Origin of the sequence: Paenibacillus sp. P46E (genome assembly GCF_001909095.1) — a bacterium.
Lineage (GTDB): Bacteria > Bacillota > Bacilli > Paenibacillales > Paenibacillaceae > Paenibacillus_AQ > Paenibacillus_AQ helianthi.
The window spans coordinates 124,043-141,355 of record NZ_LVYZ01000026.1 but is presented as its reverse complement, the minus strand read 5'-3'; the positions used below and the strand labels follow the sequence as shown (position 1 = coordinate 141,355).

At 48.2% G+C, this 17,313-nt stretch carries 18 protein-coding genes; all 18 read right to left on the bottom strand.

Annotation, left to right across the window (positions count from 1 at the left end; genetic code table 11):
- Positions 1–196: 196 nt before the first annotated feature.
- The 18 genes from pduL to sleB all read right to left on the bottom strand — a co-directional run bounded on the left by pduL (position 197) and on the right by sleB (position 17,235).
- Positions 197–769 (bottom strand): phosphate propanoyltransferase, encoded by a 573-nt coding sequence (gene pduL, locus A3849_RS05850; protein ID WP_074110563.1) that lies wholly within the window; start codon positions 767–769, stop codon positions 197–199.
- 174 nt (positions 770–943) lie between these two features.
- On the bottom strand, positions 944–1,909 hold the full coding sequence (locus A3849_RS05845) for a dipeptidase (protein ID WP_074110572.1): 966 nt from the start codon (positions 1,907–1,909) through the stop codon (positions 944–946).
- A 185-nt stretch (positions 1,910–2,094) separates the two neighbouring features.
- Positions 2,095–2,355: a stage V sporulation protein S gene (locus tag A3849_RS05840; RefSeq protein ID WP_019910496.1), complete on the bottom strand. Its 261-nt coding sequence runs from the start codon at positions 2,353–2,355 to the stop codon at positions 2,095–2,097.
- 200 nt (positions 2,356–2,555) lie between these two features.
- Positions 2,556–3,350, bottom strand: coding sequence for a TIGR00282 family metallophosphoesterase (locus tag A3849_RS05835; protein ID WP_074110571.1), 795 nt, complete (start codon positions 3,348–3,350; stop codon positions 2,556–2,558).
- 53 nt (positions 3,351–3,403) lie between these two features.
- Entirely contained in the window at positions 3,404–4,945 is a 1,542-nt protein-coding gene (gene rny / locus A3849_RS05830) for a ribonuclease Y (RefSeq protein ID WP_074110562.1), read from the bottom strand.
- 309 nt (positions 4,946–5,254) lie between these two features.
- Positions 5,255–5,989 (bottom strand): regulatory protein RecX, encoded by a 735-nt coding sequence (locus tag A3849_RS05825; protein WP_074110561.1) that lies wholly within the window; start codon positions 5,987–5,989, stop codon positions 5,255–5,257.
- Between the two features lie 125 nt (positions 5,990–6,114).
- Positions 6,115–7,179 carry a recombinase RecA gene (gene recA / locus A3849_RS05820; RefSeq protein WP_074110560.1) on the bottom strand — a complete coding sequence of 355 codons (1,065 nt, stop codon included), beginning with the start codon at positions 7,177–7,179 and terminating at the stop codon, positions 6,115–6,117.
- A gap of 298 nt (positions 7,180–7,477) precedes the next feature.
- Positions 7,478–8,767, bottom strand: a complete 1,290-nt coding sequence (locus tag A3849_RS05815) for a competence/damage-inducible protein A (protein ID WP_074110559.1) — start codon at positions 8,765–8,767, stop codon at positions 7,478–7,480.
- 52 nt (positions 8,768–8,819) lie between these two features.
- Entirely contained in the window at positions 8,820–9,407 is a 588-nt protein-coding gene (pgsA, locus tag A3849_RS05810) for a CDP-diacylglycerol--glycerol-3-phosphate 3-phosphatidyltransferase (protein ID WP_074088211.1), read from the bottom strand.
- 151 nt (positions 9,408–9,558) lie between these two features.
- Entirely contained in the window at positions 9,559–10,050 is a 492-nt protein-coding gene (locus tag A3849_RS05805) for a YajQ family cyclic di-GMP-binding protein (protein ID WP_074110558.1), read from the bottom strand.
- A gap of 181 nt (positions 10,051–10,231) precedes the next feature.
- A complete protein-coding gene (locus A3849_RS32750) occupies positions 10,232–10,396 on the bottom strand; it encodes a hypothetical protein (RefSeq protein WP_167374677.1) in 165 nt (54 codons plus the stop codon).
- Positions 10,397–10,479: 83 nt separating this feature from the next.
- Entirely contained in the window at positions 10,480–11,490 is a 1,011-nt protein-coding gene (locus tag A3849_RS05800) for a helix-turn-helix domain-containing protein (protein WP_074110557.1), read from the bottom strand.
- A gap of 26 nt (positions 11,491–11,516) precedes the next feature.
- On the bottom strand, positions 11,517–12,284 hold the full coding sequence (locus A3849_RS05795) for a DUF3388 domain-containing protein (RefSeq protein ID WP_074110556.1): 768 nt from the start codon (positions 12,282–12,284) through the stop codon (positions 11,517–11,519).
- 178 nt (positions 12,285–12,462) lie between these two features.
- Positions 12,463–12,723: a DUF3243 domain-containing protein gene (locus A3849_RS05790; protein ID WP_074110555.1), complete on the bottom strand. Its 261-nt coding sequence runs from the start codon at positions 12,721–12,723 to the stop codon at positions 12,463–12,465.
- A 119-nt stretch (positions 12,724–12,842) separates the two neighbouring features.
- Positions 12,843–13,610 (bottom strand): elongation factor P 5-aminopentanone reductase, encoded by a 768-nt coding sequence (gene ymfI, locus A3849_RS05785; RefSeq protein ID WP_074110554.1) that lies wholly within the window; start codon positions 13,608–13,610, stop codon positions 12,843–12,845.
- Positions 13,610–14,890: an EF-P 5-aminopentanol modification-associated protein YfmH gene (gene yfmH / locus A3849_RS05780; RefSeq protein ID WP_074110553.1), complete on the bottom strand. Its 1,281-nt coding sequence runs from the start codon at positions 14,888–14,890 to the stop codon at positions 13,610–13,612. The genes ymfI and yfmH overlap by 1 nt, the downstream gene beginning before the upstream one ends.
- Before the next feature lie 2 nt (positions 14,891–14,892).
- Complete coding sequence (gene yfmF / locus A3849_RS05775) at positions 14,893–16,170, bottom strand: EF-P 5-aminopentanol modification-associated protein YfmF (protein WP_074110552.1); 1,278 nt, start codon at positions 16,168–16,170, stop codon at positions 14,893–14,895.
- Between the two features lie 201 nt (positions 16,171–16,371).
- On the bottom strand, positions 16,372–17,235 hold the full coding sequence (gene sleB / locus A3849_RS05770; protein WP_074110551.1) for a spore cortex-lytic enzyme: 864 nt from the start codon (positions 17,233–17,235) through the stop codon (positions 16,372–16,374).
- Between the last annotated feature and the right edge of the window lie 78 nt (positions 17,236–17,313).

Here is a 17,313-nt window from a genome sequence, read left to right as displayed (position 1 = left end):
TGCCGGTACCCCTGAACATTTAAAAATCCGATCTTTTCATACACTAAACCGATCTGTTTGCGGCCGCTCAGGACGTTTGGCTCAGCATTGAAAACAGACTTAGGCCAATGGATTCATCCATTTTCAAGCGGTGCGGCAGCGCAAAAAAAAGCGGAGGATTTCTCCCCCGCTTCTTCACTCTTATGAAAATTTAAGACTAATCTACGATTTCAGCAATATCGCCATTATTGGCACCTGCAGCATTAGCTTCGTCGGTGTCGATATGCATGTCAAGCTTGAAGTTGTCGGATACGCGTGCAAGCACGTTCTCCAGTACCAGACCACGTTCACCGCCAAGGCGTACCTTCAGCAATTGCTTGTCGGCAATGCCCCAAGCTTCAGCTTCAGAAGTATGGAAGTGGATGTGGCGTGCTGCCACGATTACGCCTGTTTCCAGCTCAACTTCGCCGGCAGGTCCTTTGATCGTAATTCCTGGGGTGCCTTCAATGTGGCCGGATTCACGGACAGGGGCTTTCACGCCAAGGCTGAATGCGTCTGTGCGGGAAACTTCCAGCTGTGATGCTGGACGGGCAGGGCCAAGAATTCTGACTTTGTCAAATTTTCCTTTGGTACCAATCACAGCTACCTGCTCGTTTGCTGCAAATTGTCCGGTTTGGGAAAGCGGTTTGAACTCAGTCAATTGATATCCTGGGCCAAATAACGCTTCTACATGCTCCTGCGTAAGGTGAATATGTCGGGCCGACACACCTACGGGTACAGTCTTGCTCATTGTAATGTCACTCCTTGTATTTTCTCTAGTATCTGTACAAGCCATTGAACATTATACATCTATTTCTTTGAAAATAAAAAGATCCGCTTCACAAAGAGGGATCTTTTTTCGACATTTTAGGATATTGGAACAGGATTGTCAAAAAATCGCCATTTACCGGCTGAATCTTGAAGCTCAAGGCTGGCTTGATTTCGACGGCAGATTTGTTGCCAGAAATGTCAGTGCATTCCCGTGCAGCCACCCCCGTACGTCTTCCTCAGGATAATGTGCCAGCAGCAGCTCGGCGAATTCTGCATATTTCCCCGGATGCTCAAGACCTTCTACCCAGGCATCAATGCCGTCAAAATCCGACCCGAACATAATCTGCCTGGAACCGCCAAGAGAACAGACATGCTCGATATGACGCAACACATCCTCCGCCTTCGCTCCCCCTCCATTCCGGACAAACCAAGGAACAAAAGTCAGCCCGATCCGCCCATCCATTGCCACCAGCGCCTGAATCTGCTCGTCGCTCAAATTGCGCGGGTGTCCGCATACGGCAGCTGCGTTGGAATGCGAGGCAATAAAAGGGTGTGCACTCCGCTCCGTAAGCTCCCAGAAACCAGCTGGCGCGAGATGCGACACATCCAGCAGCATACCGCTTTTGTTGCACCACTCAATCAGCCTGCGCCCCTGTTCCGTAAAACCGCCATTCCGTGGCTCCAGTACGCCGTCCGCCGCCCAATTTGCATAATTCCAGGTTAGACCCATAAAACGCACGCCCAGCTCAAAGCATAACTGGGCATAGAACAGGTTGCCCTCCAGACCGTCCACGCCTTCCAGGGAGAGCATTCCCCATCCTGTGGGTCCATCAGCCATTTCCGGTGTCTCCTCCTTCCAGCAAAGCCACTGCAGGCCGCCTGGAGTGGCTACATGTGCCCGGAACGATTCAATTTGTCCTAGAATCCGTTCAAAGCTCGCTTTTTCCCGCTGCGCAGATAAAAAGATTGCAAAAATCTGCAGTTCGACACCACCTGCCAGCAAACGTTCCAAAGTTACATCCAGCCGGCTGTCCTTCATGAAGTCGATATCCGGAGATGCCTGCAGCTTGCTTAGGACATCACAGTGAAAATCCGTTACTTTCAATTTCCCGTTACCCATCCCTGCATCAAACCTCGCTTTCGTTTTGGGTATAGATCTATTACAAAGCATATGCTGCAATAATCCATCCTCCGACTTGGCATCCATAAAATAATTATGTGCAGCAAAAAACCTGCTTACCGAAGTAAACAGGTTCATTCCAAAAGTTCACGAGGATGGTTAATTACATCCCTTAAGACTATTTATTATCTGGGTTCTACAATCAGTTTAATCGCGGTCCGATCCTCTCCATCTATCACTATGTCTGTAAAAGCTGGGATGCAGATTAAATCTACACCGCTAGGTGCAACAAATCCCCGGGCAATGGCAACTGCTTTAACGGCTTGGTTCAGTGCTCCGGCTCCAATGGCTTGCAGCTCGGCCGATCCTCGTTCACGAAGAACACCCGCTAATGCGCCGGCGACGGAATTTGGATTGGATTTAGCTGATACTTTTAATACATCCATAGTAAGTACCTCCCCTGGGAAAATGATGGTGTTCTTCCACTACTGTAGATGTTATTCGCGCTAGAAGAATTAATTCCTTCTTTTTGCGGACCATTCCGGAGAAATTAGGACAAAAGATACTCTTTTTCGATATAATAAATATCACACTTTACCCAAAACCAACGATTTTTCTCGAAAACCCTATTTAATTGTCATGCAGCTTAACTCATTAGCCATTCGCCTTCGCGCAGCCGTATCTTCTCCACGCGAGTGGCCTTACCCGTAGCTTCGTCAAGGTCGGCGAACAATCCATGCAGCATCCATTTGCCTTCATCCACCACAAACCTTGCCGGAAGCTGAGTAGTAAATTTATACAGCACCGCATCCTTTTCCATACCCAATATTCCTTCTCTTGAACCAACCATCCCGGCATCTGTCAAGTATGCCGTTCCTCCTGGCAGGATGACCTCGTCATTGCTCTGGACATGGGTGTGCGTTCCAACCACAATAGAAGCCAGTCCATCCATGAAATAACCCATCGCTATTTTCTCAGACGTTGCTTCAGCATGAAAATCAACAAGGATGCATTTGTGCTTCTGCCGAAGCTCTTCCACAATCTCTTCACCAATACGGAACGGATCATCAATGGCCGGCAAAAATGTACGTCCCTGCAGATTGACAATCGCGAGCTGTTTGCCGTTTGCTTTGATCACCGTGTACCCGCGGCCTGGCGTTCCCGGAGGAAAATTAGCCGGACGGATGAGGCGCGGCTCGTCATCAATAAATTCAAAAATATCTTTGTTGTCCCAAGTGTGATTCCCCATTGTAATGCCATGTACTCCCCAATTGAAGAATTCATTGGCAATGGCAGAGGTAATTCCCCGGCCGGCAGCAGCATTCTCGCCGTTTACGATAATAATATGCGGCTGATATTTATCCTTCAGGGAAGGCAGCATTTCGCGAAGCGCTTTTCTGCCTGTATTCCCGCAAATGTCTCCAATAAATAGTACTTTAATGATTTTCTCCTCCTGAAAGAAAAAAGGCCCCACAGAGGGGCCGATTTCCTTGGTTATTTTGCGTATTCTACAGCCCGTGTCTCGCGGATTACAGTAACCTTGATGTGACCCGGATAATCCAGTTCACTCTCGATCATCTTCGTAATGTCGCGTGCCAGACGGAAAGCTTCTGCATCGTCAATCTTCTCAGGCTGAACCATCACGCGTACCTCGCGGCCCGCTTGAATGGCGTAGGATTTCTCCACACCTTCGAAGGATTCGGAGATCTCCTCCAGCTTTTCCAGACGCTTGATATACGTTTCCAGGGTTTCGCGGCGTGCGCCAGGGCGTGCGGCCGACAAAGCATCAGCTGCTCCAACCAGCATGGCGATAACCGAAGTAGCTTCGCAGTCGCCGTGATGGGATGCGATACTGTTGATAACCACTGGATGTTCCTTGTATTTCTTCGCCAGCTCGACGCCGATTTCCACGTGCGAACCTTCCACTTCATGATCCAGCGCTTTGCCGATATCATGCAGCAGTCCGGCGCGTTTTGCAAGCACGATGTCTTCCCCAAGCTCACCGGCCATCAGTCCAGTCAAATAAGCAACCTCCATGGAGTGCTTGAGTACATTTTGACCATAGCTCGTACGGAATTTCAGACGGCCCAGGATTTTGATCAGATCTGGATGCAATCCGTGAACGCCAACCTCGAAGGTAGCTTGTTCACCGTATTCACGAATCCGTTCATCCACTTCCTTACGGGACTTCTCTACCATTTCCTCGATCCGAGCCGGATGGATACGACCATCAGCTACAAGCTTCTCAAGTGCCGTACGGGCCACTTCACGGCGAATCGGGTCAAAGCCTGACAGAATAACCGCTTCCGGAGTATCATCAATGATGAGATCAATACCAGTGAGGGTTTCCAGTGCACGAATATTACGGCCTTCGCGGCCGATAATCCGGCCCTTCATCTCTTCATTAGGCAGTGTTACGACCGACACGGTTGTTTCCGCCACATGATCAGCTGCACAGCGTTGGATCGCCAAGGTAATAATTTCACGGGCTTTTTTGTCCGCTTCTTCTTTGGCCTGCTGCTCAATTTCCTTGATCATCTGAGCGGTTTCGTGGCGAACTTCCTGCTCAACATTGCTGAGAATGATACTTCTGGCATCATCGATGCTCAGATTGGAGATGCGTTCCAATTCAGTGACTTGATTCTTGTAAATAACGTCAATTTGCTGTTGTGTTTCGTCAATTCGTTTCTCTTTGTTAGCTACTTGTTCTTCTTTTCGTTCGAGCGATTCCATTTTTTTATCCAGCGATTCTTCCTTTTGCAGCAAACGTCTCTCTTGCCGTTGGATTTCATTCCGACGTTCACGAGTTTCTTTTTCAGCTTCGGTACGGATTCTATGGACCTCATCCTTAGCTTCAAGTACCGTTTCCTTCTTCAGCGCTTCTGCCTCTTTCTTCGCGTTCTCCACGATGACTAGGGCTTCTTTCTCAGCACTGGAAATCTTAGCTTCTGCAAGGGATTTACGAATAAAATAACCGAATCCAAAGAATAATGCAGCTACAACGAGAACGATTATGACCCAGATTGCAGTTTGCATTCTGTTCACCTCCTCGTTGGTTCCTCCAAGAACTAAGCTTGGGAATTTGTGCAGTTGTTAAACTAATCCGTTCATCACCATACAAAAAACCGGTAATACACCGATTGCCATACTGCACATGCTGCACATGCACACTGCCCGCCTTATCCGGCGATTACATTTCATATGAGTTGTACGCGAACCGCATTATAAGAGTCTGCTTTTTGGGAAGGAAAAAGGATATCTTATTTATGCCGATTCATGTTATATTTTATTATTTATAAAAAGACATTGTCAAGAGAGTCGATAACTGCATTAAAGTCAAGACAATCAGTCAGGGAAGTAAATCTCCTCTTCTTCGCCCTCAAAATCCTCTTCCTCACGCAAAATATTCAGCACCTGACGTACCATATCCCCGGAAAAACCTCTCCGCATGAGGAAAGCCCCGGTCTTCCTCCGCTTGTCATTCACATCGCCGCGGATCAATTTCCATTTCTTCCGTCCCGTCTGCAGGGCGCTTTCCAGCTCCTGTTCAGGAGTAATATTCTCCAATGCTTCAGAAATTAGTGACTTGTCGATGCCCTTCTCACGCAGTTCCTGGCGGATCCACAGCTTGCCTTTGCGTTGATTCTTCATGCGCTGCTCCGCCCATTGCTTGGCGTATAAGGGATCATCCAGAAGGCGCTCCTGCTGCAGACGCAGCAGAACTTCAGCAATAATAGTCTCTCCTATTTCCTTCTCCCGTAAACGACGGGCCATTTCCTGTGACGTTCGCGGTTTGCGCTCCAAATAGCGCAGACCCTCCACATAAGCCCGCTGCCGCTCATCAGCTACAACGATCTCCTCCAGATCGGTCTTCATGAAGGAGCTCCCCGTAATCATCCGGTATTTAATCATGACATCTTCATGAACAGCCAGCTGATATGCACCAAAATGTATAATATAACGGTGGTCTGACTTCTTCTGACGCTCCACACGCGTAATTTCGAGTAATTCATCCTCAGGAAAATTCGCTAAGATCTGCTCGTCCTGCTCTTCAGGTTCAGGATTTAATTGGATTACCATAGTTGCCCTATCACCTCATTACTGATGTAAATCTTATTCATTTGCGAAAAAGCGCCCTGCTATGATCATTCACAGGGCGCCTGAACTCTTACCTAGTATTCAATTACAAATGATTGAATATCAAGTTATTCGATTTCAAGCAGGAGCTTTTCTTCTTCCTCTTGCTCTGCTACTACTTCAGATTCCGAAGGTGCAGCCACAAGCGTTGACAAATTGCTGGCTTCACGAATCTTATTCTCAATTAGTAAGGCAATATCCTGATGCTCCTTGAGGAACTGCTTGGAATTCTCACGGCCTTGTCCAAGGCGTTCACCTTCATAGGAATACCAAGCCCCGCTCTTATTCACGATATCCATCTCTGTTCCGATATCCACAAGGCTTCCTTCACGGGAAATGCCTTCGCCGTACATGATATCCACATCTGCTTGTTTGAATGGAGGAGCGACCTTGTTCTTCACGACTTTAATCTTGGTGCGGTTACCCACAACATCATTACCCATCTTGATACTCTCTACGCGGCGCACATCCAAGCGTACGGAAGAGTAGAATTTCAGTGCCCGGCCGCCAGGTGTCGTTTCCGGGTTACCAAACATCACGCCAATCTTCTCACGAAGCTGGTTGATGAAGATAGCAATAGTATTGGATTTGTTGATTGCTCCCGACAGCTTCCGCAATGCCTGGGACATCAGACGTGCTTGCAAGCCTACATGGGAATCCCCCATGTCGCCTTCAATTTCCGCTTTTGGAACCAGTGCTGCCACCGAGTCTACTACGATGATATCAACCGCGCCACTGCGAACAAGTGCTTCAGCGATTTCAAGGGCTTGCTCACCAGTATCAGGCTGGGATAGCAGCAGTTCATCGATGTTTACACCAAGCGCTTTGGCGTATTTAGGATCAAGTGCATGCTCGGCATCGATAAATGCAGCTTGTCCGCCTGCCTTCTGCACTTCAGCAATAGCGTGCAGGGCAACAGTTGTCTTACCGGAAGACTCCGGTCCATATACTTCAATAATACGTCCCTTAGGAAGTCCGCCTATACCTAATGCAATATCAAGTGCCAAAGATCCGCTAGGTACGACTTCCACTTTCATGTGAGTGGATTCTCCCAATTTCATAACCGAACCTTTACCGAATTGTTTTTCTATTTGACGAAGCGCCATATCAAGCGCCGCACGACGATCTGACAATCAGACCACTTCCTTCACTGTTTATAGTATTATAATAACGTGTTTTGGAGGTCTTGCCAAGCTTTTTTTCGAACATACATTCGTTTTTTTTGTCCCCAGGGATGTTACTCCCTTTTATTGTAAGCCTCCTTCCAGATCTGACGCTGGGCCAGATTATTCATTCACCGGATGTCGGACAGTACCTTCTTACAGGGACAGGCTGCTTTTTCATTTCATAAGAATAAACAAAAAACCGCAGCAAGGATATCTCAGTGCCACGGTTCTTCCGTATGAATAAATTATATACTGGACAGGAAGGTTATTGCAAGGCTGACCCTTCCGGCGGTGTAGCTGCCTTACGCTCCTCCAGCCTGCGCCAGAGACGGTATAAAAGCGCCTTAACGGTTCGCAGGCGGATATTTTCGCGAGTGCCTTTAAGATTAAGTTCATAGACTTCCGTAGGCCGGCCGCGTTCAGCCAGTCCGATAAATACTAACCCTACTGGCTTGCGCTCAGAATATCCCGGACCTGCTACACCGGTAACCGACAATCCAAAGTCGCTGTCGGCGGTCATTCTCACCTGATCTGCAAGCACCTCAGCCACCTCACGGCTGACTGCGCCAGGGGCCTCCGGACCCTCCAGCAGGGCTGCAGGTACGTTCAGCAGCTTCTTCTTCATATCATTGGAATAGCATACGATCCCTCCGAGGAACATAGACGAGCTACCCGGAATATTTGTAATGCTCTCCATTAGAAGACCGCCTGTACAGCTCTCCGCCGCACTCAAAGTCAGGCCGGCTTCTACCATCCAATCCACAATCACCTGCTCAAGCGGCACATTAATATTAGCATACATATGCTCAGGCAGAATCTCCTGAATGGACTTCTCAAGTACCTCCAGCTTCTTCATAGCTTCCTGCTCCGAAGGGGCTTTGGTGGAGATACGCACCGTTACCTCACCCTCCTTGGCATATGGAGCGATGGTCGGATCGGTCTGGCCCCGGATTAGGTCAATCAGTTTATCTTCAAGAAGCGACTCTCCGATACCGGCAAACTTCAGCATTTTGGAGTATATCGGCATTTCATCCGTCAAGGCATGCTGCTGCAGCCAAGGCTTAGCCTGGCCTGTGAACATTGGCTTCATCTCGCGCGGAGGTCCTGGGAGTACAATGTAGAACTTTCCACCATCGGAAAAAGCAAGACCGACAGCCAGCCCCGTTTCATTCGGGAGTGGCGTTGTTCCGTCAATAATCAGAGCCTGTTTCCGGTTGTTTTCGGTCATAACCATTTTGCGTTCATCAAAAAACCGCTGAACATGATCCATGGCAAGCTGGTCTATATGCAAACTGCGTCCTACGGATGCAGCTAATGCATCTTTGGTAAGATCATCTTCGGTCGGACCAATCCCTCCGGTGAACAGAATAACATCCGCACGGCTGCGGGCAATTTCTATGGCTTGCTGTAAACGGCTGCTGTTGTCTCCAACAACGGTCTGAAAATAAACATCGATTCCGAGTGCTGCCAGCTCTACTGAAAGAAACTGTGCATTGCTGTTTACAATCTGCCCGAGCAAAAGTTCTGTGCCGACGGCAATAATTTCTGCTTTCATCGCTGGCTTTCTCCTCCTGAATGTACATAATGAATGATTCTGTGCAGTTCAATTAAGCGTTGTGGAGCTGCAATAAATCTTTGTTTTTCACGAAATAGTCAACACCTGAATAGATGGTAACAATTGCCGCTGCCCAGATCGCAATATCATCTACAGGAATGCTGACAAATTGAAACGGAAAATTGTTGAGCAGCAGAAGCGATATGGCGACAATCTGAATCACAGTTTTAATCTTGCCCCATTTGCTAGCAGCAACCACTTTACCTTCGAGCAGTGCTACTTGTCGCAAGCCCGTTACTGCGAACTCACGGCTGATAATGACGATGGCAATCCAAGAGTCACATCTGCCCAGTTCTACCAGGGAAATCAGTACAGCCGAGACCAGCAACTTGTCCGCAAGGGGATCTAGCAGCTTGCCCAGATTGGTGACCATGTTGTATTTCCGGGCTATATAGCCGTCTATGCCATCCGTACTGGCTGCAAGCAGAAAAATCACTGCCGCAATCAGATGATTAATGGAGAGCTGGAACGATCCCCAATGAATCGGTTCCGGATAAAAGCTGAAATTCACCAGCAAAAAAAACATCATAATCGGGATGAGGCAAATACGGGCAAGCGTAATGCGGTTAGGCAAATTCACAGAAGTTCCTCCCTTGATCCATACGAATCCGATAATCCACTATTTTCTTAAAAACTGCTTAGGCAAGTATATTATAGCCCTATGTAGGTGTCAAAAAAAACACAAAGCACCCCGCAGGCGAGATAAGCGCAAGCAGTGCGGGGTACAAAAGTTACTTTAAGTTGTTGAACTGCAGATCCAGCGGCAAATCTGCTTTGCGCAGAATCTGTATAATCTGCTGCAGATCATCACGGCTTTTGCCGGTTACGCGGATTTGGTCCCCTTGAATCTGACTCTTTACCTTTAATTTAGAATCGCGGATCAGAATGTTGATTTTTTTGGCATTCTCCTGATCAATTCCCTGTTTGAGTCCCAACCGCTGCCGTACAGATCCCAGCGAGGCGGGCTCAATTTTGCCAAAATCCAGATTCTTGAGTGTAATTCCTCGTTTGACCATCTTTGACTGTAAAATATCAATGACGGCATTCAGCTTGTACTCATCCTCCGAAGCGATGATAAGTGCGTCCTTCTCCAGCTTTAGACTACTTTTGCTATTTTTGAAGTCAAAACGGTTATCAATTTCCTTCTCCGTCTGATGAACGGCATTGGTTAACTCCTGCATATCCATTTTGGATACGATATCAAATGAACTTTCCGAACTCATAAATCCACTTCCTTTGTTTACAAATATTCTTTTCCTATTATATGAGAAAGGAACTCTTAAGTCTAATTATGGGAAGCTTGCGGGGACCCGACATACAAAACAGCCCCACATAGTGGAGCCATTCTTGTATAAACAGATAACATTCCCCTTAACCTAGGGTTCAAGGGACGCCGCTTGCAGGCTACTGTCTGCTGCGTGAGGGAGCCCGGAACATATCCAGAATCCCCAGCAGAACATGTGCCAGCCCAAAGCCCAGAATTCCATAACCCCAGGCACTCGGTGTCAAATAGTATCCGAGGAGACTGACGATAATGCCCAGCCCTGTTACGATCCAGCTAACGGTCATGAGAGAATACACCTCACTTTGGCGTAAGAACTGTAAGTCAGTCTTAGGTTCTCCAAAAAGCCAAAGTCTATACCTTGAACGCTTTATTCCGTAGTCGTGCCCTCTTGAGTAGTGGTAGTTTCCTGACTTCCCGTTGTACCTGGATCGGTTGTACCGGTGTCCGGTACTCCGGCTGTGCCTGCAGCCGAACCATCATCCAACTCCAAAAGAAGCCGGGATGAAGTTTTGCCATCCGTAATTACCTGTCCGTTAACTGTGATCTGTGTTGCAGGAGAGTACCCGGATTTGATATACATCCCTTCACTGTCAAGGGTGAAGCTCATATTGTCACCAGCGGCAGTATTGCCGAAGCTCAGCTTCTCTCCTCTGGAATTCTCGCCCTTGTATACCTCAAGCCAGCTCACTCCGGTCGCAGCAATCTGTACCTGAACTGCACTTCCGGCAGGGGCAGAAACCTTATACACCGTTGTTTTACCGGATTTCCTGTCCTGTGTGACCGTAACCTCCTGAGAGGATGGCGTTGGAAGCGGAGTAGCTGAAGGAGCTATTGTTGCCTCAGGTGTCGCTGTACCGGTATCTGTTCCTGCCGATGCCGATGGAATGACCGCCCCTCCCCCCACAGCTGTGGGCGAAGGCTCAACCTTCGATGGATCTTGTGTTGCACTGGTTATACTGGCAGGCTCAGTTTTGTCGGGATCTGATTTGTTATTCATATTGGAAGAAGCGTACAGATATATCACCACAATAATGATCACGGGAAAGGTCCACATCAAGACCGTAGGCAGCCATTTGGCATTCCGTTCCGTTTCAGGTCTGCGGCTGCGTTTCTGAATGACCGTCTCCATTGTGGTATCTACCGGAGCGGCAGGTACATTCCCATGTTCCTCCATGAGCTCGTCAGGGTTTACGCCAACGGCCTCCGCATAGGTTTTGATGAATGCCCGGACATAAAAACTTCCCGGGAGCACTTTATAATCCTCCGCTTCGATGGCCTCTAAATATTTTTTGCGAATTTTCGTTACTTCCTGGACATCATCAAGGCTCATCCCTTTTTGTAGACGCGCCTCCTTCAAATGCCGGCCAAGTTCCGACATACCATCACCTCCTAAATTATGTGTATTTATAGATCATCACTGTAGCTCGTCGTGAACGAGTCGTACAATATCTCTTCGTTCGGATTATTGCGCAGCTCGATAATAATATCAAAATCATCATAGCTGTATTCTGATTCCCGCACAAAAATATCCGGGTGCTCGATCACCTTCGTGCTTGGCATGCTCATCACATTTTGGAGCAGGTTATAATGCTTCTCATTGGAGCGGATCGTACTGACGATGCCGTCAATGATGAAGACGTTATGGGGATTCATTTCGTCCTCAGCAAGCTGGCTGCGTACCGTCTGCCGCAAAAGTGTAGATGAGACAAACGTCCAGCGCTTCATGGCGCAAACACTGCCGGCGATGATCGATTCTGTCTTGCCGACACGCGGCATGCCCCGAAGACCTATAACCTGATTCCCTTCCCTTTTAAACAGTTCTCCGAGAAAATCCACAAGCAACCCGAGCTCGTCTCTTGTGAAACGGAACGTCTTGCGGTCATCGGAGTCGCGGTCAATATAGCGTCCGTGCCGCACTGCCAGCTTGTCTACAAGCCGCGGGGAACGTAGAGCGGTAACCGTTATATTATCCACTTTTTTGAGCATTTCGCCCATCAGCATGATTTTTTCATCGTCACTTGTTTCCAGCAGCATACCACGGGTCTTGCCTTCAACCCCGTTTATGGTCAGGATGTTGACCTCCAGCATTCCGAGCATTGAAGCGATATCACCAAGCAGACCAGGTCTGTTCTTATGTATCTTATACTCCATATACCATTGTTTATATTCCACTTGTTACACCTCATAGATTCCTTTTCCCTTAACTTTGCGCCATACGTCAAAAAAGCCGGCTTCGGCAAAGTGTTCTGAACACGGGTCATGTTAATGATATATAAAATAAAATTGAAAGGCAAGGTCACTGCTGTAATAATTACAGAAAAGCTCCCGCGAGGGGAGCTTGTTCCGTGAGCTATGCGTTTTTCTTCGCCAGCTTGACCATAAGGGAAGCAATGGTATGCTTCTCATCCTCGGTGCCGACATCCCACAGCTCTTTGATCGCCCGATTGGAGTAGTTGCCGGGATCGACTTTTTTATCGAGGAATTCCCCGATTTCAAAAGCCAGCTTGGAAATGGTTTCTTCATTCATCCCCATTTTTTCAGCCTGAATGACCCGGTCTCCCAGAAAGCTTTTCCAGGTATCAAAGTTTTTCACTACGGAGTCTGTTGACATCTTAAATCCTCCTCAAAATGTTGTGGGTTACGTGAGATTTAAAAGCAACAGCTATAATATGTCTCCGCGGGGATGATCTTATGCTGGAGCATTTCTCCAAGCAGCCTCATGCTTAAACATCAGGTAATCCAGCCGCCGTTCGGACTGATGATCTGCCCCGTGATATATCCGGATTCGGGAAGTGCCAGAAAATAGACCAAAGAGGAGATTTCTTCCGGCGAAGCAAGCCTACCCGCAGGAATTTCCTCTTCCAGCATCCGCATCTCTTCCTCCTGCAAATTGGAAAGCATCGCCGTGTGAACAGCTCCGGGCGCTACAGCATTGACCGTCACTCCAGAAGGGGCCAGCTCCTTCGCAAGCGCTTTGGTAAAGGCATTCACCCCGCCTTTACTTGCGGAGTAAGCCACTTCACAGGATGCACCGGAAATTCCCCATACAGAGGATACATTAATAATGCGCCCATAACGTTGGGATACCATGTACGGCATGAAAATCTGACTGCACAGAAAGGTGCCTTTCAGATTGACCGCCATAATATCATCCCACTCTTCCTCAGTGATGTCTGCCAGCATCCCGTAATGGGCTTTCCCGGCATTATTCACGAGGATGTCCGGCTGCAGCCCACTGCTCTCCAGCCTTTCTGCCATGCGCACCAACTGGCTGCGGTCTTTCATATCCGCAGCCACTGTCAAAACCTTAGCCCCATGCGCCATACAGCGCCGGGCCACATCATTTGCTGCTTCATGGGAATTCATGTAATGGATGACAATGTTCATACCTACAGATGCAAAACGCTCGGCAATGGCGCCGCCGATTCCCCCGCTGCCTCCTGTAACGAGTACCGTCATTTCCCCTATTGGCTTGCTGTTCTCTCCCGAAAGTGCCATTAAGGACTCACCACAAGCGACACGGCGAGCTGTTCCCAATCTACATGCGAGCGAAGACGGGCGTTAACTTCTTCAAGCGAGATCGATTCATAAAGCGGAAGCACTTCAAACAAATCTCCTCCGCGGAACTGATAACGTGTGAATTCGTGAGCAATGCTCTCCGGCGAATTCAGCATACGAAGATAGCCTCCGATTTTCTTTTTGCGAGCCCGTTCGAAATCTTTCTCCGCAAAGCCAGAGTCCAGAACCCGGTTAATTTCATCCTTTATCCGTTCGAGCAACAGATCGGGGTCCTTGGTATCTCCGCCGATGGCTGAGAATGCATATTGCGGGGAACTGTTAAATTCATGCCCGAAGCTGTCAGAGATGAGTTCCTCGTCATACAACTTCTGGTAGAGCCCTGTACTGCTGCCCAGCAGAAGGTCCAGCATCAGCTTGGTCGTCAGATCATGGCGCACCGCCTCTTCCCCTGTCAAGCTTTCCACCTTCTCCTTAAAGCCAAACAGTAGCTTGGGCATAGACACAGCAAGCTTGCTTTCCTTCACTTTAGTAGCCACCTGAACCGGCTCTTCCTCGAAGATTCTTTCGATCTCACCCTGTTTGCCGTAGTCTTTGCCGCTCTGGTTGGTACGGATCAGCTCAAACACCTTCTCCGGATCAACACCGCCCACAATAAATAACAGCATATTGCTGGGATGGTAAAAGGAATTGTAACAGGTATATAGCGTTTCTTTGGTAATCGTGCCGATGGATTCGATGGTACCAGCGATATCAATATGAACCGGATGTTTGGCGTACATCGCTTCAATCAATCCGAAGTAGACACGCCAGTCCGGATTATCCGCATACATGTTGATTTCCTGGCCGATAATGCCTTTTTCCTTCTCCACGTTCTCATCAGTGAAATACGGATGCTGCACGAAGTCCACAAGCGTACTGAGGTTGGTTTCAATATTTTCGGTTGCAGAAAACAAGTAGACCGTCTGGTCGAAGCTTGTGAATGCATTCGCTGAAGCTCCATTGGAGGCAAAGGTGGCAAAAATATCACCTTCCGGCTCCTCAAACATTTTATGCTCCAGAAAGTGAGCTATGCCGTCAGGAACAGTTGTTTCTTCTCCTCCGGCAACTTTAAAATGATTGTCCACGGAACCGTATTTGGTTGCAAAGGTGGCATAGGTTTTGAGAAAAGCAGGCTTCGGCAGCACATATACCTGCAGTCCGTTATCCATAACCTCGTGATACAGTGTTTCTTGAAGTTTCTCGTAATGGATCTTTTCCACCGCTATTCCTCCTTCCCTGTCAGGAAATAAATCGTATCCAGCTCAAAGGTGCCTGCCGCAGCCTTAACATCTTCCATTCCCGTGTTGTCCACCTGGACCATCAATTCCTGGGCTGAGCGTTCTTTTCCGGATAATTGGCGGTTAAAGTCAAAGGAAATCATCTCAAACGCAGAATCCTGAATTTCAGAGAGCAGATTACGGATCATGGCTTTGGTCTGACTCAGCTCCAGATCACTGATATTCCCGGTCTTCAGTTCATCCAGCTGCTTACGGATGATCTCCACAGCTTTGCCGTAGTTTTGTGTCTCTATCCCCGATTGAATGGTTCCAATGCCCTTATGCCCGTCGTATCGCGAGGATGCATAATAGGCCAGGCTCTCTTTTTCACGCACATTCACAAACAGCTTGGAATGAGGATAGCCTCCCAGAATGCCGTTATACATAAGTGCAGAAGCGTAACGGTCGTCCTTGTAGGTAATCGAAGTGCGAAGCCCCATATTCAGCTTGCCCTGATTGACATCGAGCTTCTCTTCCACAGTGCGGACCTCTGTCACCGATACCGGTGTAAAGTTGGAGGAATACACTGCAGTCTCGCCATGAGCGCGGCCGAAATGACGATTGACCAGCTGTTCCACTTCCTCTGGAGTAGTGTCACCTACTACGTATAGATCAAGAATAGCTCCCTCCAGCCAGGAATTATAGGATTGATATAGGGATTCAGGGGTAATGCTGTCCAGATCAGCACGTTGACCCAGCGGGTGAAGCCGGTAGGGCTCCTTGCGGCACATTTCCTCAATACAGCGCTCAGCCGCATAGCGGATTTTATCGTTGACGATGGCTTCAAGCTTCTTGCGTACAGTTTCACGTTCAGTGGCTACGTAAGAAGCACGGAAGCTCCCTTCCTCGAGCAGCGGCTTCGTCAGCACATCTCCGAGAAAAGCGAATGATTCTCCCAGCAGGCTTTCCTTGCTTTGGACAAAGGAATCATTGATCGTATCCATACGAAACTGGACGATCTGATAATCCCCTCTTTTATAGATATCGAAGCCAAATCCGGCACCGTACAGCTCCTCCAGACGTTCACGGAACTGAGTAGTTTCGGGATAATTCGCAGTACCTCTCCGGAGCACAAAAGGTATCAGCGCTGTTGGGGTTACTGTACTTTCGTCAAGCGGAATGCCGGCATAGAGCGAGATGGCGAATGTCTTGAACGCCTTGGTCGGAAGTACGTGAATACGCATACCTGCAGCGCTGCCATGTTGAAACCCAGTATTTGTCAAGTCAAAAACTCCTTTGCGGCGGGAATAATTGCTATATATGCTGAACTTAATAATGTTGCTTAAGTTCACTCACTATACAACAAGTTTATGAAGTATTATCCATTCTAAACCATTCCAAAGTAAGGAAGCAACCGGAAGCAGATTACCGGTTGCTCATGGGTCCGTTTTATACTGAATGGCCCGGCATTACGCCACTGACGGTTACATGCAGAAAATATGCTGACCGATCGTCTTTACCTGCGGACGGGACCAAATCCATTTGGAAGTAGCTGTTTTGGGATTGAAGTAATAAATACAGCCACCCGAGGGGTCCCACCCGTTAAGTGCCTGCTGGACGGCTTTGCGTGCCTGTTCATTAGGCTCAAGATAAATCTGTCCATCCGCAACCGCCGTGAAGGCTCCCGGCTGAAAAATCACACCGGAAGGCGTCTTTGGAAAGTTAGGTGATTTCACACGGTTCAGGATGACTGCAGCTACGGCTACCTGTCCTTCAAATGGTTCGCCACGCGATTCTCCATATACCGCATTCGCCATAATTTTGAGATCATTCTCCGAGAGGCCCATTGCATCCCCTGAGGTCAACTCGACTGTATTGGAGTTAGCCGAATTCGAAGTTCCGGTAGTTCCATTGCTTTCGGTCTTTTGGGCTGTACTCGTTGACGGTTCAGTTGGCCTCCAGGCTTTTGTGGCGTTATACAGCTTCAGCTTTGTTTTTGCACCGACTACGCCATCTGCTTTTATGCCAAATTTCCATTGGAACCAGGTTACTGCATTCTTGGTTTTTGCTCCGAATTGACTATCTATGGCTCCCGCATAATATCCTAGGTGTTTCAACCTTCCCTGCAGTTCATAGACATCCTGACCAGAAGAGCCCACTCTAAGCGGAGTTGTTCCGAATGCCGGCAACGCCTCTTCCTCTGACAAAGTGCTTTTCATCGTTACAGATGCGTTATTATTCTGATTCGCATAGACTGCTCCATTTGTTTTAAAAAATAAACCTGTAAACGGAGCAGTTGCCAATGCAAGGGTTAGTACGGCAAATATCCACTTCTTGTGCTTTTTCATAGGGATCGCTCTACCTTTCTATTGTAAGTTCTGCATGGATGGCTAAAGTTATTATGACGACTGGCAGGGCATCCTATG